The organism is Prevotella heparinolytica (assembly GCF_002998535.1).
GTDB lineage: Bacteria > Bacteroidota > Bacteroidia > Bacteroidales > Bacteroidaceae > Bacteroides > Bacteroides heparinolyticus.
On record NZ_CP027234.1, the window covers coordinates 1,655,001 to 1,679,814 of the forward strand.

General features: G+C 50.7%; 12 protein-coding genes, 2 tRNA genes and 2 rRNA genes (1 of these 16 running past the window's edge). 4 read left to right on the forward strand and 12 right to left on the reverse strand.

The window, feature by feature from the left end:
• The 4 genes from C3V43_RS06870 to C3V43_RS06885 form a co-directional block, all read right to left on the reverse strand.
• Nucleotides 1–814, reverse strand: a 23S ribosomal RNA gene (locus C3V43_RS06870); it reaches 2,076 nt to the left of the window's first position.
• Nucleotides 815–922: 108 nt separating this feature from the next.
• Nucleotides 923–996, reverse strand: a tRNA-Ala gene (locus tag C3V43_RS06875).
• A gap of 12 nt (nucleotides 997–1,008) precedes the next feature.
• Nucleotides 1,009–1,082: transfer RNA gene (locus C3V43_RS06880), tRNA-Ile, on the reverse strand.
• Between the two features lie 125 nt (nucleotides 1,083–1,207).
• Nucleotides 1,208–2,734: ribosomal RNA gene (locus C3V43_RS06885) — 16S ribosomal RNA — on the reverse strand.
• The 16S and 23S rRNA genes sit together here with 2 tRNA genes alongside, the layout of an rRNA operon.
• Nucleotides 2,735–3,272: 538 nt before the next feature.
• On the opposite strand from C3V43_RS06885, the gene C3V43_RS06890 reads away from it, so the two are divergent.
• Nucleotides 3,273–3,689, forward strand: a complete 417-nt coding sequence (locus C3V43_RS06890) for a hypothetical protein (protein WP_106069166.1) — start codon at nucleotides 3,273–3,275, stop codon at nucleotides 3,687–3,689.
• Nucleotides 3,690–3,917: 228 nt separating this feature from the next.
• Here C3V43_RS06890 and C3V43_RS06895 read toward each other — a convergent pair whose 3' ends face one another.
• The 5 genes from C3V43_RS06895 to C3V43_RS06915 all read right to left on the reverse strand — a co-directional run bounded on the left by C3V43_RS06895 (nucleotide 3,918) and on the right by C3V43_RS06915 (nucleotide 13,697).
• Nucleotides 3,918–4,613 (reverse strand): SGNH/GDSL hydrolase family protein, encoded by a 696-nt coding sequence (locus C3V43_RS06895; RefSeq protein ID WP_106069167.1) that lies wholly within the window; start codon nucleotides 4,611–4,613, stop codon nucleotides 3,918–3,920.
• A gap of 610 nt (nucleotides 4,614–5,223) precedes the next feature.
• Nucleotides 5,224–7,488 (reverse strand): glycoside hydrolase family 3 C-terminal domain-containing protein, encoded by a 2,265-nt coding sequence (locus C3V43_RS06900; RefSeq protein WP_106070494.1) that lies wholly within the window; start codon nucleotides 7,486–7,488, stop codon nucleotides 5,224–5,226.
• 20 nt (nucleotides 7,489–7,508) lie between these two features.
• Nucleotides 7,509–8,759 (reverse strand): hypothetical protein, encoded by a 1,251-nt coding sequence (locus tag C3V43_RS06905; protein WP_106069168.1) that lies wholly within the window; start codon nucleotides 8,757–8,759, stop codon nucleotides 7,509–7,511.
• Between the two features lie 29 nt (nucleotides 8,760–8,788).
• A complete protein-coding gene (locus C3V43_RS06910; protein WP_106069169.1) occupies nucleotides 8,789–10,468 on the reverse strand; it encodes a SusD/RagB family nutrient-binding outer membrane lipoprotein in 1,680 nt (559 codons plus the stop codon).
• Between the two features lie 43 nt (nucleotides 10,469–10,511).
• Complete coding sequence (locus C3V43_RS06915) at nucleotides 10,512–13,697, reverse strand: SusC/RagA family TonB-linked outer membrane protein (protein ID WP_106069170.1); 3,186 nt, start codon at nucleotides 13,695–13,697, stop codon at nucleotides 10,512–10,514.
• Nucleotides 13,698–14,307: 610 nt separating this feature from the next.
• Between C3V43_RS06915 and C3V43_RS06920 the strand changes: the two genes are divergently transcribed.
• The 3 genes from C3V43_RS06920 to C3V43_RS06930 all read left to right on the forward strand — a co-directional run bounded on the left by C3V43_RS06920 (nucleotide 14,308) and on the right by C3V43_RS06930 (nucleotide 20,222).
• On the forward strand, nucleotides 14,308–14,487 hold the full coding sequence (locus C3V43_RS06920; protein ID WP_106069171.1) for a hypothetical protein: 180 nt from the start codon (nucleotides 14,308–14,310) through the stop codon (nucleotides 14,485–14,487).
• 139 nt (nucleotides 14,488–14,626) lie between these two features.
• On the forward strand, nucleotides 14,627–18,496 hold the full coding sequence (locus C3V43_RS06925; RefSeq protein ID WP_164996222.1) for a hybrid sensor histidine kinase/response regulator transcription factor: 3,870 nt from the start codon (nucleotides 14,627–14,629) through the stop codon (nucleotides 18,494–18,496).
• 172 nt (nucleotides 18,497–18,668) lie between these two features.
• Nucleotides 18,669–20,222 (forward strand): cellulase family glycosylhydrolase, encoded by a 1,554-nt coding sequence (locus C3V43_RS06930; protein ID WP_164996223.1) that lies wholly within the window; start codon nucleotides 18,669–18,671, stop codon nucleotides 20,220–20,222.
• A 42-nt stretch (nucleotides 20,223–20,264) separates the two neighbouring features.
• Here C3V43_RS06930 and C3V43_RS06935 read toward each other — a convergent pair whose 3' ends face one another.
• The 3 genes from C3V43_RS06935 to C3V43_RS06945 are packed head-to-tail and all read right to left on the reverse strand — an operon-like array spanning nucleotide 20,265 to nucleotide 24,046.
• A complete protein-coding gene (locus C3V43_RS06935; protein WP_106069174.1) occupies nucleotides 20,265–21,773 on the reverse strand; it encodes an MBOAT family O-acyltransferase in 1,509 nt (502 codons plus the stop codon).
• The gene (locus tag C3V43_RS06940) at nucleotides 21,760–22,689 is read right to left on the reverse strand and encodes an SGNH/GDSL hydrolase family protein (RefSeq protein ID WP_106069175.1); all 930 of its coding nucleotides are present in this window, start codon (nucleotides 22,687–22,689) and stop codon (nucleotides 21,760–21,762) included. The genes C3V43_RS06935 and C3V43_RS06940 overlap by 14 nt, the downstream gene beginning before the upstream one ends.
• Nucleotides 22,673–24,046: an SGNH/GDSL hydrolase family protein gene (locus tag C3V43_RS06945; protein WP_106069176.1), complete on the reverse strand. Its 1,374-nt coding sequence runs from the start codon at nucleotides 24,044–24,046 to the stop codon at nucleotides 22,673–22,675. The genes C3V43_RS06940 and C3V43_RS06945 overlap by 17 nt, the downstream gene beginning before the upstream one ends.
• Nucleotides 24,047–24,814 lie beyond the last annotated feature (768 nt).

The window sequence follows — 24,814 nt, forward strand, 5'->3', positions numbered from 1 at the left end:
ACCCCCACCCTCAGGTCATCCGGAAGCTTTTCAACGCTTATCGGTTCGGTCCTCCAGATGGTGTTACCCATCCTTCAACCTGCCCAAGGGTAGATCACTTGGTTTCGCGTCTACTCCTTCCGACTCGAACGCCCTATTAAGACTCGCTTTCGCTTCGGCTCCGGGGCTAAAGACCCTTAACCTCGCCGGAAAAAGTAACTCGTAGGTTCATTATGCAAAAGGCACGCCGTCACCGTGGAAACACGGCTCCGACCGCTTGTAGGCACATGGTTTCAGGAACTATTTCACTCTTCTGTTCGAAGTGCTTTTCACCTTTCCCTCACGGTACTGGTCCACTATCGGTCTCTCGGGAGTATTTAGCCTTACCGGATGGTCCCGGCAGATTCACGCAGGATTCCTCGTGCCCCGCGCTACTCAGGATACCACTAGGCTGGAAACGGCTTCGTGTACGGGGTTATCACCCTCTATGACCTGCCTTTCCAGGCAGTTCCACTCACCGTCACGCGTGCCACGACGTGGTCCTACAACCCCATGGATGCCGTAACACCCATGGTTTGGGCTATTCCCCGGTCGCTCGCCACTACTGGGGGAATCATTGTTTATTTTCTTTTCCTGCAGGTACTAAGATGTTTCAGTTCCCTGCGTTAGCCTCTGCCATAGGCAGATGCCACCCCTTCAAGGTGGCGGGTTGTCCCATTCGGAAATCCGCGGATCAAAGGTCATTTGCACCTACCCGCGGCTTATCGCAGCTTATCACGTCCTTCATCGCCTCCGAGAGCCAAGGCATCCGCCATGTGCCCTTAATTGCTTTTTTATCTTACCGACACATTTGAAAGGTCGATATATACTTTCAGCTTTAACTTTACTTTTTTCTTGTTCGCATCATGTCAAAGATCGTAATACCCGAAAACACGGGAATATGTGGAGAATAACGGATTCGAACCGTTGACCCCCTGCTTGCAAAGCAGGTGCTCTAGCCAGCTGAGCTAATCCCCCCCAAAAAAAGGGTAGTCCCAGGCAGAGTTGAACTGCCGACCTCTACATTATCAGTGTAGCGCTCTAACCAACTGAGCTATAGGACTGTCAGTCAAACCCCGGCCATGGAAAAAGGCCCGGCTTCTACTTTCTCTTTATTAGGATAAACAAAACAAGCAGCACAAAACAAAAGAACCGGACTCCTATAAATAAATTAAGGACATCACTCCAGAAAGGAGGTGTTCCAGCCGCACCTTCCGGTACGGCTACCTTGTTACGACTTAGCCCCAATCACCGGTTTTACCCTAGGGCGCTCCTGGACGGTTACGCACTTCAGGTACCCCGGCTTTCATGGCTTGACGGGCGGTGTGTACAAGGCCCGGGAACGTATTCACCGCGCCGTGGCTGATGCGCGATTACTAGCGAATCCAGCTTCGTGGAGTCGGGTTGCAGACTCCAGTCCGAACTGAGAGGGGATTTAGGGATTGGCCGGGCGTCGCCGCCGAGCTGCCTGCTGTACCCCCCATTGTAACACGTGTGTAGCCCCGGACGTAAGGGCCGTGCTGATTTGACGTCATCCCCCCCTTCCTCGCATCTTACGACGGCAGTCTCCACAGAGTCCCCAGCATCACCTGATGGTAACTGTGGATAAGGGTTGCGCTCGTTATGGCACTTAAGCCGACACCTCACGGCACGAGCTGACGACAACCATGCAGCACCTTCACAACCGCCTTGCGGCTTACCCGTTTCCGGATAATTCGGTTGCAATTCAAGCCCGGGTAAGGTTCCTCGCGTATCATCGAATTAAACCACATGTTCCTCCGCTTGTGCGGGCCCCCGTCAATTCCTTTGAGTTTCACCGTTGCCGGCGTACTCCCCAGGTGGAATACTTAACGCTTTCGCTTGGCCGCTTGCCCTATATCGCAAACAGCGAGTATTCATCGTTTACTGTGTGGACTACCAGGGTATCTAATCCTGTTTGATACCCACACTTTCGAGCATCAGCGTCAGTTACACTCCAGCAAGCTGCCTTCGCAATAGGAGTTCTTCGTGATATCTAAGCATTTCACCGCTACACCACGAATTCCGCCTGCCTATACTGCACTCAAGGCACCCAGTATCAACTGCAATTTTAAGGTTGAGCCCCAAACTTTCACAGCTGACTTAAGCGCCCGCCTACGCTCCCTTTAAACCCAATAAATCCGGATAACGCTCGGATCCTCCGTATTACCGCGGCTGCTGGCACGGAGTTAGCCGATCCTTATTCATAAGGTACATGCAAATGGGTACGCGTACCCACAATTATTCCCTTATAAAAGAAGTTTACAACCCATAGGGCAGTCATCCTTCACGCTACTTGGCTGGTTCAGGCTTCCGCCCATTGACCAATATTCCTCACTGCTGCCTCCCGTAGGAGTTTGGACCGTGTCTCAGTTCCAATGTGGGGGACCTTCCTCTCAGAACCCCTATCCATCGTAGGTTTGGTGGGCCGTTACCCCGCCAACTGCCTAATGGAACGCATCCCCATCGGTAACCGGAATCCTTTAATGGAGAAACCATGCGGAATCACCATACTATCCGGGATTAATCTTTCTTTCGAAAGGCTATACCGGAGTTACCGGAAGGTTGGATACGTGTTACTCACCCGTGCGCCGGTCGCCATCGGGCTTAGCAAGCTAAGCCCATGCTGCCCCTCGACTTGCATGTGTTAAGCCTGTAGCTAGCGTTCATCCTGAGCCAGGATCAAACTCTTCATTGTAAAAGTATCGATTGGGATTCACATGACCCGACCCCTTGGTCAGGGGAAGGAAGGAATCCCGTTTGCTCTGTTCAGGACATCCGAAAATTTAAAGAAGTTACCAATGCGGACCCCATACGTATAAAATACATAAGGGACATTGACGGTTCTTCTGTTTTACCCAAGACCGATCCCCGCATTTTACGGGAAACAAGCCTTGCTCTTGTACTACTTGTATTGTTTATGTAAATCTATTCAAAGATCGATGGTGCCGACCCTAACGGGAAAGCGGATGCAAAGGTAAGGACTTTTATCGATATCTTCCAAATTATTGCGGAAGTTTTTTTCTTTTTTATTTCCCGCCGACGCTCTCTGTGCGAAAGGGGAGGAAAATAAAGGGAAACGAAAGCCGCTTGCGGCATCCTGCAAACCATCATGTCAAAGCACCCGTGCCCCCGTTGCCGAAAGCGGATGCAAAAGTAGAACTTAAGGGAAACATCGCAAAATATACAAGGAACTTTTTTTAAAAGAAAATACGGGGAACGGCTTAAAAGGCTGAATGACAAAGGAATCCAAGAGAAGAAAAAGAAAGGGGAGCAAAGGAAGGAAGGGGAAGGGACACATTATAATATATACGTGCGCGAGAGAAAGGAGGAAGGGACGGCTTAAGGACGCTCCCCATGCAGGAGGAAGAGGAGGGAACACAAAGAGGCGACGGGGATCGGATACGGAGACGATACGGGGGAAAGCACGGGAAAAAAGGGGAAGGTGCGGAGGGAAAAAGGACACTACACAACATGCGCCCATTTTATTTTACAAAAAACGGAGGAAGAAAGACCGGCTGACGACTGAGGCGGACTCACTCCTTGAACGAAAGGGAATCAGTCGGCGACTGATTGTACCCCTGCCGGAAGTACTTCTGACAGGGGTAAAAGAGGGGATCAAAAAGAGAAAGGAAAAGAAATACAGAAGGTAAAAAAAATCACCAATAGAAACAAGGATACAGGAAAGAAGGCGGCGGGAAGAAACCGGCATCAAATTACAAGAAAGGAATGGAAAAAGAACGGAGAAAAAGAATAAGTGAAGAGATGCAATAAAAAGAGTAGGCTCTAAAAAAAGAGGTGCAAAGAAAAGGGCTTGATTCACCATGCCACATAGGAACCAGCCCCTGAAACAGACTTTCTGCCCACGAAAACAGCTAAAGCTATTTTTCAGGAGCAATAGCTTGCCACAATTGTTTACTGATGCTTTTCATCCCTTCAACGGAAGGATGCCCCAACTGCTTGTCGATATTCTTCAGACGGATATTCGTAACACCATAATGACGGCAGATTTCATCCATGGAAGAGGTGATAACATCGGATAACCCCGAATTGGTAATATTATAAATACAAGCATCGGGATAGAGTTCCTTCAAAGAAGCAAGCAGGTAGCAGAAAGCCGGACGAAAGCTATAAAGTTCACTTTTTGTCCAGCCGGCATACTTGTATTCGCCGATGGGCACAGCTGCCCAGCTATCGTTGGTGCCGCCAAAGACGAAGATAATATCAGGATGCCCAAGATTCAAAAGGCGGGTGATAAAAGCACGATCGGAAAAATCCTCTTTTCTATATCCCGTGAGGCAGACGGTGGAGCCGGAATAAGAGTTATTGCATTCCAGCCGGTAACCATGCTCGCGGATGAAATGATGCCACCACATTTGCTCTACCGCCTTCACATCATTCTGCTTGTTCTTGCCGCCATCGACACCGTTGTACCAACAGAGATTGGTGGCAGGAGTAACGTAACCTCCGTAAGTGGAATAAGAATCGCCCAGAACGGACACTTTTTTCTGTGCCGAAAGGCCCGAAGCAAAGGAGAGAAAAAGTGCGATAAACAGTACGAAAGATTTATGGCTCATACAAAGTTTCTTTTATGGTTTACGGAGCAAAGATAATATAAGAATAATAGAAGAACCTATTTTTCACTATCCGTTTTCATCTTCCCCTGTGTTTTTGCTGTGAAATGCCACACAGTCGGGATATTTGGGGCAAGTAGAACGTCCTGTCAAGCCTCCACAGATTTCTTTTCGATTAGGAAAATATATTGTCATTTCTCCTTAAGAAAGAGTTGAGCAAACTGGCGAGAGTTATTCACTCCTATATAGAGGGTACATGAGTCGTATACTGATGTGGCATCAGTCGTATACTGAAGGTACATCAGTTCCTTACTGATCCCACCCCCTCTCAGAAGTAGTTCTCGCAAGGGTATATTCCTCTTTTGAATTACCTCCAGAAAGAAACGAACATCGGTAAACGATTATAACACCCATAATCCTTTTACATTCAATTCTCTCTTTAAGAGACAAGCGGAAACAGCATCTATTATCCCAAGCACGTACAGGCAGCTATCAGTGCACAAACGCAAACCATAGAAAGATAAGTCGAAAGAGCAATCCTTTTTTAACAGAAAATCCTGAAGACGTGTTGCCACTTCTTCAGGATTTACCAGAATTTAAAGGGAAACAGTTCTTACTTCTTATTTTCTATATACTTAAATGAGTGAGTGCCGCGAATATCAGTAGACGAAGCACCTACATACACATTGAACACTCCCGGCTCAGCCACCCAGCGATGACCTACCTCGTCAAAGAACTTGAGGTCGTCTGCCGTGATTGTAAACTCCACCGACACCGTTTCGCCCGGATTGATTTCCACTTTGGCAAAGTGTTTCAACTCCTTGAGCGGGCGCAACACGCTGCACACAGGGTCGCCGATATAGACTTGCACCACTTCCTTGCCCACCAGCGTACCGGTGTTGGTGACAGGCACTGTCAGTTTGACGAAACCTTCCTCACTCATCTCCTTTGCCGACAAGCTCGATTTGCCATATTTGAAGGAAGTATAGCTCAATCCATGCCCGAAGCCGAAGAGAGCGGGAATCTTCTTCGTGTCGTGCCAACGATAGCCCACCAGAATATCCTCCTTATACTCTTGCTTAGGATTGACACCCACGGTGCGCTGATAATCCGTCAGGGATTGGCCATCCACTCCATCCACATCCACACCCGGATAGGCACTCACATCGAATGCGTGGGCGGAGCAATCGGTCAGCTTCACCGGGAAAGAGTAAGGCAGCTTGCCCGAAGGATTAACTTTGCCACTGATGACATCGGCTATCGACGCTCCCCCCATTGTTCCCAAATAGGAGATATGCAGCACGGCGGGGACTTTCTTCAGCCACGGCATGGCATAGGCATTGCCGCTGATATTCGCCATCACCAGATTGGGATTGACGGCCAGAAGCGCCTCTATCAGTTCGTCCTGCGCAAAAGGAAGGTGGTACGACCGGCGGTCGGTAGACTCACAGTCCTGAAAAGCGTTCTTGTTCAACCCACCCACGTAGATGATTACATCGGCCCGGCGAGCCTTTTCCACCGCTTCGGCACGCAACGAATCCATCACGTGCTGCGGAATCACCTCTTCGTGGCCAAAGAAAGGGTAGCCACAGATGTAGCCTTGAGCGTAATCCACTTTGTCGCCATAAAGGGCACGTAGCGCATCGAGGGGAGAAATCAGGTCTTTGGGCTTCAATTCCGACGAACCACCGCCATCGGTAAGCCGACGGGTGGCATTGTCGCCCACCACAAGAATCCTCTCATACTTACCGGCTTCCAACGGCAAGATACCGTTATTCTTCAAAAGCACAATGGACTCGTCGCCTATCACCTTAGCCACCTCATAGTGCTCGGTGGTACAAAGTGAGCCATACGGTTTATAATGGTTCAGCGAAGTCCGGAAAATCATGCGGAGGACGTTCCGTGCCTTTGCTTCTACTGTTGACATCGGCAGTTCGCCTTTCTTCAGCATCGCCAGATAGGGGTCGGCCAAATAATAACAGTTATAGCCCAGACTGTTGTCTGAGGACAAACCATTGGTATACGAACCCATTTCGATGTCAAGCCCATTGAAAGCAGCCTCTTTGGTATCGTGAGTACCACCCCAGTCGGTGATGACACAACCGTCAAAACCCCATTCGCCACGCAGGATGTCATTGAGCAGGCGGGCGTTGTGGCAACAGTGCTCACCACGATATTTGTTATAAGCACCCATGATGCTCCATGCGCCTCCCTCTACGACAGTTTTTTTGAAAGCAGGCAAATAGATTTCGTAGAGGACACGGTCGCTCACCTCCACATCGATCGTACCTCGCCAGCGTTCCTGATTGTTCAGTGCGAAATGCTTCACACATGCCGCCACGCCGTTCTTCTGCAACTCCTTTATATAAGGTACTACCAGCGTTCCCGCCAAGTAAGGGTCTTCGCCCATGTACTCGAAGTTGCGTCCGTTGAGCGGCGTGCGATAGATATTCACTCCGGGACCCAGCAGCACATCCTTCTTGCGATAGCGTGCCTCCTCACCGATGGCTTTGCCATAAAGCGCCGCCATGTCAGGATTCCAAGTAGCGGCAAGAGCCGTAAGGGCGGGAAAGGCCGTAATGGAGTCGTTGGTCCATCCGGCATAGTTCCAACTGTCCCACTCAAACTCATGGCGCACCCCGTGAGGTCCGTCGCTCATCCACACTTCGGGAATGCCCAGCCGAGGCACACCAGCCGATGAGAACTTGCTTTGCGCATGGCAAAGTGCCACTTTCTCCTCCAGCGTCATTCGGCTCAGCGCATCTTCGACGCGCTCTTCGATGGGTGCGTCGGGATCCTGATACAAAAGAACTTGTGCGCTAAGGCTCGTCGTCATCAAAGGAAGGAAGAGCACAAAGCGTAATATACGATTCTTCATCTTCATTGCAAACTCTTCTTTTATTGAATTGTTACCAAATCAACATAATAACCATGCCCTACGCAGAGGAATCCATCCTGCTCATTCATCCTATCTATGATTTCCTGCGTGATGGTGAGTGCATAAACACCCCCTGCTCCGAACTCAATCTTATCCATCAGCCCCGTCCACCAACCTGTGGCAAGCTGCAACTGATGATATTCGGCCGAAGGTTCCACCGAGTAATAAACGCGCAGGATGCTACCCGGTTTAATAGCTACCATCACATCTTTCGGTATGAGATTGAACGTCTTGTTCGGATCACCATCGGGTTTATCCCAAGATACATAGTGATGTCCTGCCCACAAAGCCTTTTCGGCCGAAATAGTAACAGTCAGTTCCGTTGCCACCTCACCGTTGGTATAAAACTGCACGCTCTCACCGCTCCGGGTATTACCGGTCACCTTGTACGTCCCTTCTGCCATTTCCGGGCATACCAGTTTCAATGTACCAGCAGTCTGCTCCACGAACTTCGTCACTTCTACGTCCTTCACAGTGATGGAAGCAACAGCATCCAGATTAATACCGGTCATTACCCATTCTGCCGCAGCAGTGGCACGGTCGGCACCTGCCGTAATCATGGCACCCTTCGTCAGCTTCACGGTGTTGGCACCATACTCCATACCCGCCGCATCGACAAGACGAACACGATAATCGCCTTCGGACAACTCTGCCGGCACAGTATATTCCACATAAGCACCTTCTTCGGTTTCCACATAGGTTACGTCTGTGGCAGGCGTGTCTCCAATCAGGATGCCTTTCACTTTGTTGAGGTTGTTTCCATAAAAACAGGCTTTATTACCTGGAGATACAATCCTCTCAAATCCTACCGAGATGGCATCCGGATCATCTGCCAACGGATTCACCTGAATGATTCCTTCACGATAAGTAGATTTGCCGGTATCGGTGGTAGCCGTAATCTTGAGGTGATAAGTCCCGGTCAGGAATTCCTTCTCGATTTCTGTGCCGGTGGCCACCTCCTCACCGTCAATTAGCCACTTCACTGTGGTATAATCGGCAGGTGTAACGGTGAGTTTCATCGAGAACTTACCGTCCCGTCTGAAGTTGGCGACCGTAGGCAGGTTTCCATTAATCCGGTCGGGAAAGATGGGGTCGAGAATGCGCGGGTCATCGTTGATCGTCGCGGTAGAGAATGGTTCTTCCGTGCTGCATCCCGTAAAAAGGGCGTTGAACGCCAACATGGTAAGCAGCATGATATATATCTTCTTCATATTGATACTTAATTTGATATTGAACAGGTTTATTGAGCATTGTTTTTATCCCACCACACCGGCGTGTTCCAGCTATTGTTGCCACCCATGCGGCTCAATGCCTCCTCGTAATTCTTCTTGTTGTACGAAGACTCAAGCACAGGATAGCACAAGCGAACAGGAATCTCCGCACCACCGGTCAGCACTTGACTGAAACCATAGTCGGCAGGTGATTTGAGGCGCGGATAGTTGGAGCGGCGTAGATTGGCCCAGCACTCCAACGGATTGGTAAAGTGCAGAATCCATGCCTGCTTGTTGATGGAAGCTTTCTTCTGTTCGACCGTATAGCCGATGCCATTCTTATTCATATAGGCATCGAATGCGGCATCGGTCACCACAGCGCAATCGTAATTGTCCGTAAGGAAGCTCATGGCGGCACGTACACCTTTCTTATAGTGCGACTCTACCGAGCCCGTAACGTTCCAACCTTTCAAAGCAGCTTCGGCCAACAAGAAGTCCACCTCAGCCGATGTCATGACCACACCCGGATTATCACCTTTCAGAAAGTTACTGGCCAATTTAGGTTCAGTCTCGGTATCCATCGTTGTCTTTTCAATGGCCGAATTGGTTTTCTGAAGTTCTTTTATGAGGTCGCTCTCATAGCCCGAAGGCCAGGGATCATAGAAGAAGGCACCGGGGTCGCGCGGATGCGCCATGCCTTTGGCCAGCACCTCTTCGGAGATGTCGATACGTCCCTCCGTACCGGTGGTGCTCATCGTCTTGTCGAAGTAGAAACGGATCATCGCTGAAGAGCGAGGGTCTCCCGTATTGTACAGTTCGTTGTAGAACGTAGAACAGATAAAGCTGGGGTTATTCAAGGGGTCGTTGCCATACAGACGTTGCGACAATGCGTTGCGGCGGTAATCCGAATAGCTATCGCCTCCAAAGCTGAAAGCGATATCCATGTAAGCAATCAGCGCATCATCGGCAGCCGATGTCATCACACCGCCATCTGCCGCCAAAGCCTTTTCAAATTCAGTTTGCGCTTTCTGTGGGTCGGCATCGGATATACGCATGGCGTAGCGCAGGCGGAGGGAGTTGGCAAGCTTCTTCCATTTGCTTACGTCACCTTTATATATAACGTCGCCGGTGATACGGTCTTTGCTTGCATCGAGAGCCACTACGGCTGCATCGAGTTCCACGAAGAAGTCGCTGTAGATTTCCTCCTGCGTGTCATACTTAGGCGTGAACTTGCCATCGGTAAAGCCCTTGCCTGCCTCGAAATAAGGTACATCGCCATAAAGGTCGGTCAGCAACGACATCAGATACACGCGATAAATGCGCACCACCGCATTGATATTCACCTTCGTGGCGTCGCCCTCTGTGCGCACTTGCGCGTCGGTGATGTTCTTGACACCGGTCAGGTAATACCGTTGCCAGATATGCCCCATCTCGTTGAGGTCGAGGGTATGGCGTCCGCCGTAGTTGGTGGTATTCCAGCAGCCCATCAATTGCTGGGTAAAGGCGTAGACATAACTGCGAAGCGTCTCTACCATTTCCAAATCACCGTAGGTCTGCAACTGTACGGTAGTGAGCTGCGCATTGGGGTCGATGACGGCAGCTTTAGAGGGGTCGGTATTCATGTCTTCCATGTAACTGTCGCTACACGAGGCAAAAACCAGAGCGCATGCCACCAACACCTGTGTTATATATGATTTATAGTGTTTCATTGTTATCTTCTTTAATTGTATTAAACGGTAAAAAGGTCTCTTCTCAGAACTTTACATTGACGTTGAAGCCGTAACTCTTGCGCGAAGGCAGTGAACCGTACTCCATACCCATACCGGTGGTATTGTTGTAGTTGGAGTCCGGGTCAATGTTGGGAATGTTCTTCCAAACGATGAACGGGTTACGGGCAACGAACGAAACCGTCAGTCCGCTAACCAGATGTTTCAGCCAAGCGTTGGGCAACGTATAGATCAAGGTTATCTCGCGGCACTTCACGTACGAGTTGTCATAGATGAACATCGAAGGGGCATTACGGGCAACGCTCATCCAATACCTTTCGGGACTGATGACGATGTCATTCTCACGATAAGTTCCATCGCCGTTGGCTATCACACCCGGGGCAACGAATCCACCGGTAGGCTTCCATTCCGGAGAGTCCTTGGCATAACCTGCAGCCTGACGTGCCTCTTCCGATCTATACCACTCTTCGCGGCCTGCCAAAGTAGCCATGCTCTTGCCCGTCTCGTGAGCAGCACGTGCCGACATGGAATACAAGTCGGCACCCACTTTCACGTCGAATACGGCAGAAAACGATAAGTTCTTATACGAGAAGCCGGTATGGAGACCGCCCGTCCAGTCCCAAGAAGCATTACCCAATACATGGTTGCTCTTGTCGTACATGGGCAGGCCGGTGGCCGGGTCGATGAGAATATCCCCATTCTCATTCCGTTGGAAGTCGGGTCCCACGATAGAGCCGAAGTTCTCGCCTACTTTGGCAGCCACCTGCACATCGAGCCATGTGGCTTTCTCCAGTTCAAACATATCCATGTCGTCTACCAGCTTCTTCACCTTGTTACTGTTCTTCGAGAAGTTGAAGTTCAAATCCCAAGAGAAGTCTTTGGTCTGAACGGGGCGAGTGTTCAAAGCCACCTCTATGCCCTTGTTCTCAATCTCTCCAGCATTGATCAGGCGATAGCTGTATCCCGTAGTTGAAGAGTTGGCCATGCCCATGATCTGATTCTTGCTGAGCTGGTTGTAGTAAGTAAAGTCCAAACCAATACGGTTCTTCAGGAACTTCAATTCCAGACCCAGTTCCACTGAGTTGGTCTTCGTGGGTTTCAAGTCCTTGTTGGGAATAGTGCCGTTGTTGATGTAGCCGATGGTGTAGCTCGGATAGGCGAACTTCGATTTAGTGTATACCAATCCCAGCTGATAGGGGTCGGTATCATTACCTACCTGTGCCCACGACATGCGAACCTTACCATAAGGCAGTTTATCGTCCAGTTTCAGCAGTTCGGAAAATACGAAGCTACCGGAGAAAGAGGGATATACATAAACGTTGTTGCCCACAGGCAGCGTAGAAGACTGGTCGCCGCGCAGGGTGGCATCTAAATAAAGCATGTGCTTCCATCCTAAGTTGATTGCCCCATACACGGAGTTTATCTGCTTGCGATAGCTGTAAGGCTCCACGCTCACTTCGTTGAAGCTCATTAGAGCCACCACGTCACGTATCTTCATATCCTGAGCCGTAGTCACGGTGGTCTGGTTGTTCACCTTATATACGTTGCCACCCAATGTAGCGCTGAAGTCGAAATCACCCCAAGAGTTGTTGTACAGAGCCAGCAACTCGAAATTGTACATGCGGTTGCGGAAGCTGTTGTTCTGCAAATATCCTGCCTCATATCCCGGAGTGGTGGGCGCTTTGAAGTCCTCGAACATGAACCAGTTGAGCTCAGCACCTACCGTTCCTTGTATCTTGATGTGCCGGTCAATGTTCCAAACGGCCTTTCCGTTAAAGCGGAACTGGTCTTTCTTTGAAACATTCGAGTTCTTATATACATCCCAATAAGGGTTTACGTTGTAGGGGTCCATTCCGTTCCAGTTGGCATACTCGCCGTTGGCATCCTGATAGGTTCTGAGCCATTGCTGGTCATAGGTGGTGGCCAAGGTCATCAAGTTCTTGCCGATGTTCGACTTGCTGTCACCCAGTGCCGGACGGTTCTTCACATCCTCGCGGGTATAGTTACCGCTGAAGTCCAGTTCGAACTTCCCGGCAGTGGTATTGGCACGCAGGTTGAAGATATCGCGGCTCATGTGCGTCTTAGGCACAATATCCTTGTTGCGCATGTCCGTATATGTGAAGCGGATGCCCGTCTTTCCGTTGCTCACGCCGATAATGGCACTGTTCGTGGCAGTGAATCCGGTACGGAAGAAGCCCGAAGTGTTGTCGGGCACGATGAGGTATGGACGTTCCTGCCCGTCATAATAGGTCAGTCCGTTACTTCCGTCCGCTTTCGCTCCCCAGCTCATGTTGGTATTCGACACGGCGTTGATGGGATATGTGCCGTTGCTTCCCATGCCATACACTTGCTGAATGTCGTTCCATTTGGCTAACTGCGTGTCAAAGGTCAGCGTACCGTTGTATTCCACGCTCACCTTGTCTTTATTGGCCCGTTTGGTGGTGATAAGAATCACGCCGTGACTGGCGCGGCTGCCATAAAGAGCCGATGCGGCCGGGCCTTTCAGCACCGACATGTTTTCTATGTCGTCGGGGTTGATGCTGGAGATGCCGTCGCCCAAGTCGAAACCGCCATACGTGCCGGCGCTGCCGAAGTTCGTATTATCCAAAGGCACACCGTCTATCACGTACAAAGGCTGGTTGTTGCCGGTCATCTCGGTGCTACCGCGCAGGATGACGCGCGAAGAGCCCGAAGCTCCACCTGCCGTCTGGCTCACCACCAATCCCGGCACACGTCCAGCCATGGAATTTATCACATTCGTTTCTTTCGCTTTGGTCAGTGCCTCGCCTTGCACCTCGGCCACGCCATAACCCAACGCCTTGCGTTCGCGCTTGATGCCTAAAGCGGTGACCACCACCTCGCTCAGCATCTTGCTGTCTTCTTCGAGCTGAATATCCAGCGGAGCACTGCCCGCTTTTACTTCTTGCTGCTTATGGCCCACAAAACTGATGACCAACGTGGCTCCGGGGCGGACGTTCAAACTGAATTTACCGTCCATATCGGTCACAACACCGTTTCCGGTTCCTTTCTCCACGACAGACGCACCTATCACCGGGCCAAACTCGTCCTTCACAGTACCTGTCACCTTGCTTGTTTGCTGTTCCACAGCCAAACATTCAAGTGAATCTGCTTGCGCTTGCGGCAGGCCTCCCCACAAACAGAGAAGAAGCGCACCGCCAAACAGCGTGTTTTTGCAATTCTTTACTTTCATAATTCAATAATAATATTAGTAATCAGACTTTCGGTCGTCATGCAAAGGTCATCAATCTATCCATCCACAGGGTTTGATTCCCTACATATTGGGTTTGAATCTCTACATATCCGTCTTAATAGCAGGTCTCTTTTTTCTGTTTACGGTTCACATTTTATTTTTACATGCACATTATCAACCCTATAAATCCATACTGCACATGTTCAAGATTCTATCTTATACCTGAATTCGGGATAGACGGTTGCTTTTGCTGAAGATGAGGGGCTGCATCCTGTCGGGCGGATATTTCCTGAACACACCGGTTTACAGCGGTCAGGCAGAAGAGAAGAGAGCCTTTCAGACCGGCCGCCCTCGCCCTGTTTGACAGTTGCAATCCTTTGTCTTGACAGACGCAAGTGTCCAAGCCGACAGACACAAGTCTCTGACGTGACAGACACAAGTGTTTGAGTCGTCAGATACAAGCGCCTGACAGGGCAGGAATAAACGTCTGATAACCAATGGGCTTTAGCTTTAAGACACAAGCCTCTGTGTGAGGTTATCGCCCTGCTTCTTATCCCAAACTCAGGCATCTTATATCAGAAGGCTGGACAGACCTCAAAGGTAAGTACCATTGGTAAAAGAGACAAGGAAAAGAAAAAAAGAAGCGGAACTGCCCCCGGCCACCCTACGCTGTACAGACGGCAAGGTGTACCGGGTGATGACGGACATACCGCAGGACATCATCCAAAAGCTTTGCGAAAACTACCGTTTGGTGGAAGAAGCGGCAAAAAACATAGCGGAGACGCGTTAATTGGCGCAAATACTTTGAACATTAGCCGGGTTGATGTATTTTTGCAAACTAATAACATTTGACGTAAGAGATGTATATCCGCACCTTGCAAATCATAGCTATACTAACCCTACTCCTATTCGTGCCCGGGAAAAACTCCGTGAAAGCGGCAACCTATCCTCAACGGTTCTCCAGCCGGCAGTTCGGTATGGAGCAAGGATTGAACAGCCAACGCGTATTCTCCATCAGCACCGACCAATCGGGAGCGGTATGGATGGCAACGCTCGACGGCATTAACCGCTACAACGGCCGCTTAATGAAAAGCTATGTGCTGGACGGCAACAGAAAAATGTCTGATGCTTCGGGAGCAACCACCATGCTTGCTAAAGGTCCGGACAACTCTCTTTATGTATATAATAATGTGGGGAAAATCTATAAGTACAGCCCTCTTACCGACCGCTTTGAGCTGCACATTGATTTGGCGGAGCATATCCATACGGGACTGACCCTCAATAATCTTTTTATCGATTCGCAAGAATCATTATGGATAGGGCTCACCACGGGACTGTACGGTTGCCGCCCCAACGAAGAGCCTGAACCGATTGCCAACGATTGCCACGTGACCCACATCACAGAGACACCCCAAGGCATTGCCGTGGGCACTGTGACCGGCCTGCGCATCTACTCCAAAGAGCGGAAACTGATACGTCGCCTCTGCCCGGGTACTCACATACAGAGCCTTTTATGTCCTACAGCCGGCAACCAGTTATTGGCGGGAACTGTCAATGGTGAAGTAAAACGCATCAAGCTCGGTTCTTGGCAAGAACATGCCGCCGGTATCCGTCCCTTGCCCCACACACCCATCCGTTCCATGATAGAAACTACACCATCGACCGTACTTTTGGGATTCGACGGAGACGGGGTGTACACTTTCGACAGCCAGAGCGGCAATACAAGTCTCCTCTTTACACGTTCCAACAGCATGCTCACCGCCATGGGGGTATATTCTCTATGCCGCGACCATGAGGGTAACATCTGGGTGGCAACTTATACGGGCGGCGCATTCTTGATGATGCCTGAAGAGAATACCACTACCCAGCTTCGCCATCGCGAAGGAGTGGAGCCATCGCTGGCCGATGACAACGTGAATGCTTTCTGTGAGCCAAGTAAGGGCGAGTTATGGATTGCCACGGACAACGGCATCAGTATCTATCACCCGACCACCAATCAGTACCGACAAATCCTGACGGGAAATGTAGTAGTAAGCATCTCGGCCACCCCGGAAGGAGTGATTGCCGCAGGCACTTACGGCAACGGGATGTTTCTGCTTGACCAACGGGGACAGGTGGTGCAGCACTACTTGAGCAGCAACAGCGGCCTGCCTTCCAATTACCTATCTGTGGTATTGTTCGACACCGACCGCGACTTGTGGGTAGGCAACATGGATAGCCAACTTGTGCTGCTGAAGCACTCTGACCGGAGTTGGGAACCGTATGACGTGACCAAAGCGCGCTGCATAGCGCAGAAAGACATCCATACCGTGGCCATAGGAACCGTGGACGGATTGGTGCTGATAGACAAGCGAACCGGAGAAAAGACCCATCTATTAAAAGGTACAGACAATAAAGGAGAGGACTTCAATGCCTTTATCCAGGCAATAGCGTTTACGAACGACGATCAAGTGTGGCTTGGCAGCGATGGTGGAGGTCTTTACCTGTACAACCTGCGTACTGCCGAAAGGCGTACATTCTGTACTGATCAACGACTACCCTCCAACCGTGTATGCGCCTTACTCATTGACAGAGAGAAGATGCTGTGGATAACAACCGACCACGGGTTGGCATGCCTACCTGCACAACCGTCCATGCAGATATACAACCAGAACTTCGAGCATGCCATGTCGCGCTTCTACAACCGTTCGGCAGCCATCCTCCTTACCGACGGACGTGTGGCATTGGGCAGCACCACAGGCGTACTAATATTCAAACCCCACATTTCGCTCACGTCCTATCGGACTCCTTCATTGCAATTGACCGACTTCAGAATAGACAATATCGACACCGGCGAATCGGCAAACATGTGTCCCGAACTGATGAGGATGTTGTCAGACAGTTGCATTGTTCTGTCGTATCGACACAACTCGTTCACCGTGGGTTTTGAGTCAGTGAGCTTCCGCTATCAAAGAGACATTGTATATGAATATATGCTTCAGGGCTTCGACCGTGGCTGGAATAAACTGACAGACAACGAGCAACTACGCTATACCAACGTGTCGCCGGGCACGTATCGTCTCGGCATACAGACACGCAGCCTCAATAGCGGACTCGTGCAAAGCAAGCGATGGGTAAAAATCGTGGTTTGCCAACCGTGGTGGAACACATGGCAGGCTTGGCTGCTATACCTCGCGGTGTTGTGCGGCATCATAGTCGTCGTGGTGAGAAACAAGCAGCAACAACTGACCCGTCGCTACATGAATGAGAAAATAGCCTTCTTCGTAGGCGTGGCACACGACATACGCACCCCTCTGACGTTAGTGAAAGCACCGCTCGACGAACTCAGCCACGACCACACTCTTCATGAAGGAGCGATGCAGGCTGTAAAGTTAGCCCATTTCAACCTCAACAAACTGCTGGAAATGCTGTCGCAACTGCTGGACTTTGAGCAGATGGACCATTCAGGCACAGCTCCCCGGATGGAACCCGTGCCGTTGGCTCACACCATAGGCGAACTTGTCATCCTCTTTCAGCCTCTCTGCCAGCAGCAACAGCTGACTTTGCGGACGGACAGCATCGCCCCCGAATTATACGTATGGGCAGACGGCAAACTACTGAACCGGATACTTAGCAACCTGCTGTCTAATGCTCTGAAATATACCCCTGCGGGGGGCAGCATTGGTATCTACGTGGAGGCCGAAGGCAATAAGCTGAAAATAACCGTGAGTGACACAGGCATAGGCATCTCTGCCCAAGAGCAGAAGAAGCTGTTTACCCGCTTTTTCCGTGCCGGCAATGCCGTCAGTTCGGGTGCTTCGGGCATCGGCCTGGGACTGCTGCAAGCCAAAAGGCTGGCCGGGCTAATGAAGGGCGACATCAAATTCACGTCCACCGTAGGTCGGGGCTCGGACTTTACGCTCATTCTCGACAAAGCCAACGGCATAAACGCTACACCGCCTGTTGCAGCATTGATGACGGAGATTGCCCCCACCGTAGAGAATGCCGAACCGGACGACTCGGACAAAGATTCCCTGCTCATCGTAGAAGACAACAATGAGCTCCGTCTCTACATGCGACAGATTTTCGAGCCGCTTTATCGGGTGATAGACAAAGCCAACGCAGCAGAAGCCCTTAAATATATGGAGACGCAATACCCCGGCTTAATCTTGTCGGACGTGATGATGCCGGGTATGCAAGGCGACGAAATGTGCCACCGGATAAAAAGTAATCCAAGCACTTCGGGCATACCGGTGATATTGCTCACCGCCAAAACGCACCGCACAGCCATCATAGAGGGATTCCAAAAAGGGGCGGACGACTACATAGCCAAACCGTTTGACATTGACGTGCTGAAAGCGAAGGTGAAAGCGCAGATAGACAATCGCAAACGCTTGCGCCGGTTCTATACACAGATTGCTCTGCAACATACTGCCGCAACGGAAAACCAAGCGACAACCGATGACGAAACATTGACATCACCCACTCTGCCCAATGACGCCGACCGTGCTTTTGTGGAGAAGGCAACCCAGATTGTAAACGAGCACATGGATGACCTCGATTTCAACATAGATCGCCTCTGCCGGGAGATGGCCATGAGCCGCACCCTCTTTCACGAACGACTGAAAGCCCTCACGGGACATACGCCACAAGACTTTATCCGCATGATTCGCCTTGAACAGGCTGCCGTCTTGCTGCTGCAAGGCGTCTCCGTGGGCGACGCTTCCATACGCACGGGGTTCGTCAATGCCAAATATTTCAGTACGTTATTCAAAAAATATTTCGGTATTCAGCCGGGACGATACGTAAAAAAGCGGTAGTGGTGGTTATCTCTTAGTAATGAGTGGTTGGTAAATGGAGAAATACACTCATTTGCTCGCTACTAACCACTATTCTTTATTTGTAAGGTTTCAAACCCCGATATGTAAGTATTCAAACTTTTCATGCGCTTGTTTTCATTATATTTGCCGGCATAAATCTATATACCAAAGTATGAGTACCAGAATAATCTCTCTGAAAAAGGTAATGGCAATGCTATTGGCAATGTCTACCTTATCCTGCTCTTCTTCGAACACTGCCGTAGAAGAAGTGCCCTATCTGACCGTGAAAAGTGTATCTTCGCAAAGCCTGACGGCTGCCGGAGGCGAAATCATCATCAGCGTCTCGTCGTGGCCTAAAGCCACGGCTCAAGCCAATGCTGATTGGATTACACTGAAATCGTCCACACCGCTCGACAAACTGACTTCGTTCGTGTTTACCGCACAAGCCAACGAAGGGAATGCCCGTGAAGCCATCATCACCATCACGGCCGGTGAAAAAAGTACGCCCGTCACCATCAGTCAGGAGAAGAAAAACATACAGGTGGTAAACCCGATGATAGACGAGAACCTGCCTGCCGTGAAAGCGGCCAAAGAGTTGGGATTAGGCTGGAATCTGGGCAATCAGCTTGACGCCTACGCCAACGGGGTGGCCAACGAGACGTCGTGGGGCAACGGCAAAACCACACAAGAGACATTGAACAGGATAAAAGAGGCCGGATTCACATCGGTGCGCATTCCCATCACCTGGTTGGGAAAAGTGGGCGCAGCCCCCGCATACATCATCTCCGCCGATTGGCTGGCCCGTGCCGCAGAGGTAGTGGGCTATGCCGAGAAAGCCGGTCTGAAAGCCATCATCAATATACATCACGACGGACATAGGACGGCTAATGCGGACGGGACGACCACCGGCGGCTGGCTCAACATCGTGGAGGCTGTAAAAAACGCAAGTGCAAATACTTCCATCAAGGCACGACTCAAAGCCATGTGGACACAAATAGCGGAATACTTCAAGGACAAAGGAGAGTTCCTCGTTTTCGAGGGGCTGAATGAAATTCACGACGGCAAATGGGGATGGGGCGCCAACCGTACCGACGGCGGCAAGCAATATGCCATACTCAATCAATGGCAGCAGGTGTTTGTAGATGCCGTACGCGCCACCGGCGGAAACAACGCTACCCGCTATCTGGGCATAAGCGGCTATTGCACCAATCCGGAACTGACCATGCAGCACCTGAAACTTCCTACCGACCCGGCAAAGGACAGGCTGCTGGTATCGGTACATTACTATGACCCTGCCTCATTTACTCTGGAAGACAAGTTCGCCGAATGGGGACACACCGGTGCCGCCGGCAAGAAGGAAACATGGGGAGATGAAGAGCACTTGGAAAAGACATTCGTCGCCTTAAGAACGACCTATGTAGAGAAAGGCATACCCGTGTATATAGGAGAAATGGGCTGTGTTCGCCGCAGCGACAGCCGTTCCGAATCGTTCAGGAAATACTATCTGGAATATGTGTGCAAGGCTGCACGTACACACGGCATGGCCGTGATCTATTGGGACAACGGCAACCCGGGTGCCGGACGCGAATGTTCCGGTTTGGTGAATCATGCCACGGGAGCATACGTAAACAACGGCAAGGATGTGGTGGAGGTGATGCGCAAGGGATATTTCTCCAATAATGCCTCATATACGTTGAAGAGCGTATATGACAATGCTCCGCGATAGCTTTGGGCAGAGCAGTTTACTATATACAAAGCCCGGTGCCGCTTAAAACTGAAAATAGATGAACGGCTGAATCTCCGCACTCTTCATCTGGATGACAAGGTAAACAACCAGTACCATCAGCACCGCCTTCCCCAACAAGGGGAGGCGGATGACGGATTTCGTGCATACGCGCTCCCAACTATCGGGTACGAAATGCAGAAAATAGCCCAACGCCATCAATGCAAACACTTCCCAATAGCCTTCTACCAACTGTGGGAAGAGCTGCGGACGGAAAGTCGTGAATATCTGTCTCAGCATGTCTATCGACGTGGAGAACTCCGCATTGCGGAAGAAGACCCAGCAGAGACAAACGAAATGGAACGTGACGAGTATGCCGAAGAAACGGCGGATGCCGCCACTCCGTTCCCCTTTGCGGCGTCCGGTGAGCGTCATCCAAACTTTGTGGAGCGCCAAAGCCACGCCGTGCATCATTCCCCAAAGGACAAAGTTCCAAGAAGCACCATGCCACAATCCGCCCAAAAACATCGTGATGATGAGGTTGGCATACTGGCGTATTTTCCCCTTCCGGTTGCCACCCAAAGAGATGTAGAGATAGTCGCGCAGCCAACCGGACAGCGAGATGTGCCACCTGCGCCAGAACTCCGTAACGGAAGCGGACTTATAGGGTGAATCGAAGTTTATATTGAAATGGAAGCCCAGCAACAAGGCAATGCCGATGGCCATGTCGCTATAACCGGAGAAGTCGCAATAAATCTGCAAGGCATAGCCATAGACACCCATCAGATTCTCCACACCCGAATAGAGGGTGGGATTATCGAATATACGCTCTACAAAGTTAATGCTGATATAATCCGATATAACGGCTTTCTTGAATAGACCGCTCACGATGAGGAAAATTCCACGCCCGAACATCTCGCTTGAAACGAACAACGGACGACGGATTTGCGGGATGAAATCGCGTGCACGCACGATAGGGCCTGCCACCAATTGCGGGAAGAAAGACACATAGAAAGCATAATCCAACAGATTGGTGAGCGGCGTGATTTCCCTGCGATAAACATCAATGGTATAGCTCAACGATTGGAAAGTGAAGAAGGAAATGCCCACGGGCAGGAATATGTCCATTGCAGTGAAAGTGCCTCCGGTAATGGAAGCAAAGAACTCACCGAGGAAATTGGTATATTTGAAATAGCATAGCAAGCCCAGATTGATGGCAAGGCTCAATGTGACCCATGCCTTCCGCAGCCAAGGCTTCGCTTCACGGGCCATCAGACGAGCTATGAAGAAATCGCTCACCGTGACAAGGCCGAGCAGGAAGAAGTAAGTTCCGCTACTCTTATAATAGAAGTAGTAAGAGAATGCCGTGACAAACAGCAACCGGGCCGTGGTGCGACGCTGCAACAGCAGATATACCAGAACGAAAGCGGTGAACAGCCAAAGGAAGATACCGCTACTGAATATCATCGGTGCTTGCGGGTCGTAGCTCAGGAGAGCACGCAGCTTGGTCAGGTCTATATCAAGTCCGGAAAAGAATTCGTCAATATTCCACATAATCGTTATAGGCTTTTAAGAGAGCTTGATAAAATAATTTTCCTTGCAGCAGATAGCCTTCGGGCATATAGTGCACATGGTCGGGACGCATCAATCCGGCTTCCTGCCAATTGAGGCAGGCGCGACGGACGCCACCCAGAATGCCGTACATATCCCATACGGCCAGCCCGTTTTCATCGGCATAGCGTTGGATGGTGCGCACGGCAATGGCCGTACGCGGATTGACTTTATACATACGCCTCCTACGCCGGCCAAAGCCCTCGTAAGAACCGGGAGGAGTGGTCATCAGCATAGGCACTCCGGGCAGGCTGTCGCGGAGCATACGCACAAGGTCGTCCATCTGCCGGTAGTGGGGCAGCGAGGCATATCCCCGGCCATGGCTCTCGTTCGTTCCAAAAGAAAGAATGAGCAAGTCGGGACTCAGGGATGCAATCTCGGCAATACGGTCCGGCCGGGTAAATGTGACGCAAGTGGCGCCGTTGATGCCCATGTCTGCATAAGAGACCTGACCGAATGCTTGCTGCATCAGTTGGCCGACGGTTTGCGGAAAGATATGTCCGTGCACATGGCTGTCGCCCACATGCAGGATGCGCAGTGTATCAGTGGAAATGCCAAGACGTGCCAGGCGGAGTTTCTCCCAGAAAGGATGAAGGATGCCGAGGCTGTCGTTCAACCCGTTCTTCTTCAGTTGTCGGAACGCTTTCGGCATCACAACTTCAGGAACAGATACCGTATCGGGCAACCGCTTGTTGTCAAGATAAGCCGCACCGGCTGTCACTACACCGGGAAGCGGGCGGGGAGGAAGCACGTCTTGTGCACAAAGCCGATGCGCAGGCAGAAAACCCCAAAGCACCACCATGCAGCAAACTGCAAGCCAGGCGAAACTTCGATGCTTATCCTCACGGTTCCAGCTCATAGGCACGCCTCCTGTCGTATTGTTCCTTTCCGTAAATCAGTGCCTCGTATAGCAATCCGGCCAAATGCTTTCCACCACGGAAGTTGATGTGTGTGTAATCATAATTGGCCATCGACGGTTTGGCATGCACCAGCCCTGCCATGCTGCCCTCGCCTCCCATCGCCTCGAACATATTCCAGAAAGCTACCGCCTCGTCTGCTGCCAGATTCTGCTGGTAACGAACCAGATTCTTAATGCCGGGCATGGTGCGCAAACCGCCGTCCTGCGTCCGATAATCGCGGTCGCCCACACTGACGATGAGAATGCCGGCCTGCGGAAAAGCCTCTTTCAGATGCTGCACCGTGGTTTGCATGCCTGCAATGTATTTGTCGTAATTCCGTCCGCGCTCGGTAGCCACATTCAGACCGAATTGCAGGATAATCAAATCGTAAGGACGATGCTCGTTGAACTCACGCATCATCTGCATGGGAATCGAGCGCAACGAAAGGCCCGAACTGCCACGCAGGGAAAAGTTATCGACCGCAATGCCCGTCTGCCCGTCCATTGCCAGGCCATAGAACAACGTGGAGTCTGCCCGGTCTACCGCCCAGCGCACAGCCCCGATGCGGCCTTCCACCGTCATGTCTTGCAGCCCGTCAGCAGGGTCGAAAGTGCGTGTCAGCGTTTCGCCCCGGTTGATGCAAGCCGAAATGGTAAGCGTATCTTTAGTATAAAAGAAGATGGAGGCACGCCGGCAGGTATCAAGCAACGAGGCATAGCGGTTCTGCCCTTTCAGTTCCACATAAGCCCTGGCACGAGGCACGAAGTAATGCCCCGAAACCCCTTGCTTGCGACGGTCGAAGAAAGCGGAATCCATAATGAAATGGCTCTGCCATCCGCCGAAAGAGTGGCGCACCGTGGGACGAAAGCCACTGGTCATGGAGGTAATAGTGACAAAGCCCACCCCGCAACCACCATAACGTTTTTGCAGCATCTCCCGCAAATCGGCCGTCAGGATATCGGCTTCGATAAAAGAATCGCCAAAATAGGCGATGCGTACCGGACGTGGTGTTTCCCTAAGTTCATCGAGTGCACGATAGAAGCCCGTCATGCCACGCAGCGTGGAGTCGCTATAATCTTCGATGCAGGTCATCCCGGTGCGACAGGTATCAACGAAGGCCGGCTTCACCACGGGCGGTGGCGGCAAGCTGTCCACTACCTCTATTTGAGGAGAAGAAGGACGCAAATCGCCAAGTATATCTACATGCCGCAACGTGTGACCGCCCACCGTAATCACCGGCAACAAACGCAACAACAACAATGCCCCTACCACAAGGAGCACCAACAATCCGCTATATTTCAAGGAGTTCTTTTCCATCGCGGGCACAAAGATAGAGAATAGAACGTGAAAACGAGCATTTTATCGTAAGGAAAAAAGAATGTGCCCCGTAATAAAGAAACGTAGTCACCCCCCCGAACCCGACACAGGTCTTAGGATATGTGGGGCATCGGTAGCGGTACAAGAAAAGTTTCTCACCCTCGGATAAAACCTGCCGCTTCCTTATATAGATTAGAAAGAGATTAGGAAGAAAACTCCATATAAACGTTTTATAATTACATATAAGGTCGTAATAATTAACCCGGGGTCGGGATAAGAAGCAGGTCGATAACCTCACCCAGAGGCTTGTGTTTCAAAATCAAGAATCTCTGATTATCAGATGTTTAATATTGATTTGTCAGACACTTGCATCTGACGGCTCAAACACTTGCCTCTGTCACGACAAAGGCTTGCAGCTGTCAAAACAGGGGGAGGGCGCCCGGTCTGAAAGACTCGCTTCTCTTCTGCCTGACCGCCGTGAACCGGTGCATTCAGGAAATATCCGCCTGACAGGAGATGCAGCCCCTCATCTTTAGAAAAAGCAACCGCCTATCCCGAAAGGTTAATTACATATAAGTCGCTTATAAGTAAAATACTTCCGTAAGGAGGGGATATTTTCCGGCTGTTCTCATCATCTTTTGGACGGCATCTCGTTTACTTCTTTTCTTATATCGAACGTCGGCCACATCATGGTATAAAAACAAGGAACGGATTTCACGAATCGGCACGGCTCTTATGAACAAGAACCCGTGCGTATCATGTAATCCG

Coding starts and splice junctions, on each gene's coding strand:
- C3V43_RS06890 (WP_106069166.1), top strand. CDS start 3,273: ATGACAAAGGAATCCAAGAGAAGAAAAAGAAAGGGGAGCAAAGGAAGG.
- C3V43_RS06895 (WP_106069167.1), bottom strand. CDS start 4,613: ATGAGCCATAAATCTTTCGTACTGTTTATCGCACTTTTTCTCTCCTTT.
- C3V43_RS06900 (WP_106070494.1), bottom strand. CDS start 7,488: ATGAAGAATCGTATATTACGCTTTGTGCTCTTCCTTCCTTTGATGACG.
- C3V43_RS06905 (WP_106069168.1), bottom strand. CDS start 8,759: ATGAAGAAGATATATATCATGCTGCTTACCATGTTGGCGTTCAACGCC.
- C3V43_RS06910 (WP_106069169.1), bottom strand. CDS start 10,468: ATGAAACACTATAAATCATATATAACACAGGTGTTGGTGGCATGCGCT.
- C3V43_RS06915 (WP_106069170.1), bottom strand. CDS start 13,697: ATGAAAGTAAAGAATTGCAAAAACACGCTGTTTGGCGGTGCGCTTCTT.
- C3V43_RS06930 (WP_164996223.1), top strand. CDS start 18,669: ATGAGTACCAGAATAATCTCTCTGAAAAAGGTAATGGCAATGCTATTG.
- C3V43_RS06935 (WP_106069174.1), bottom strand. CDS start 21,773: ATGTGGAATATTGACGAATTCTTTTCCGGACTTGATATAGACCTGACC.
- C3V43_RS06940 (WP_106069175.1), bottom strand. CDS start 22,689: ATGAGCTGGAACCGTGAGGATAAGCATCGAAGTTTCGCCTGGCTTGCA.
- C3V43_RS06945 (WP_106069176.1), bottom strand. CDS start 24,046: ATGGAAAAGAACTCCTTGAAATATAGCGGATTGTTGGTGCTCCTTGTG.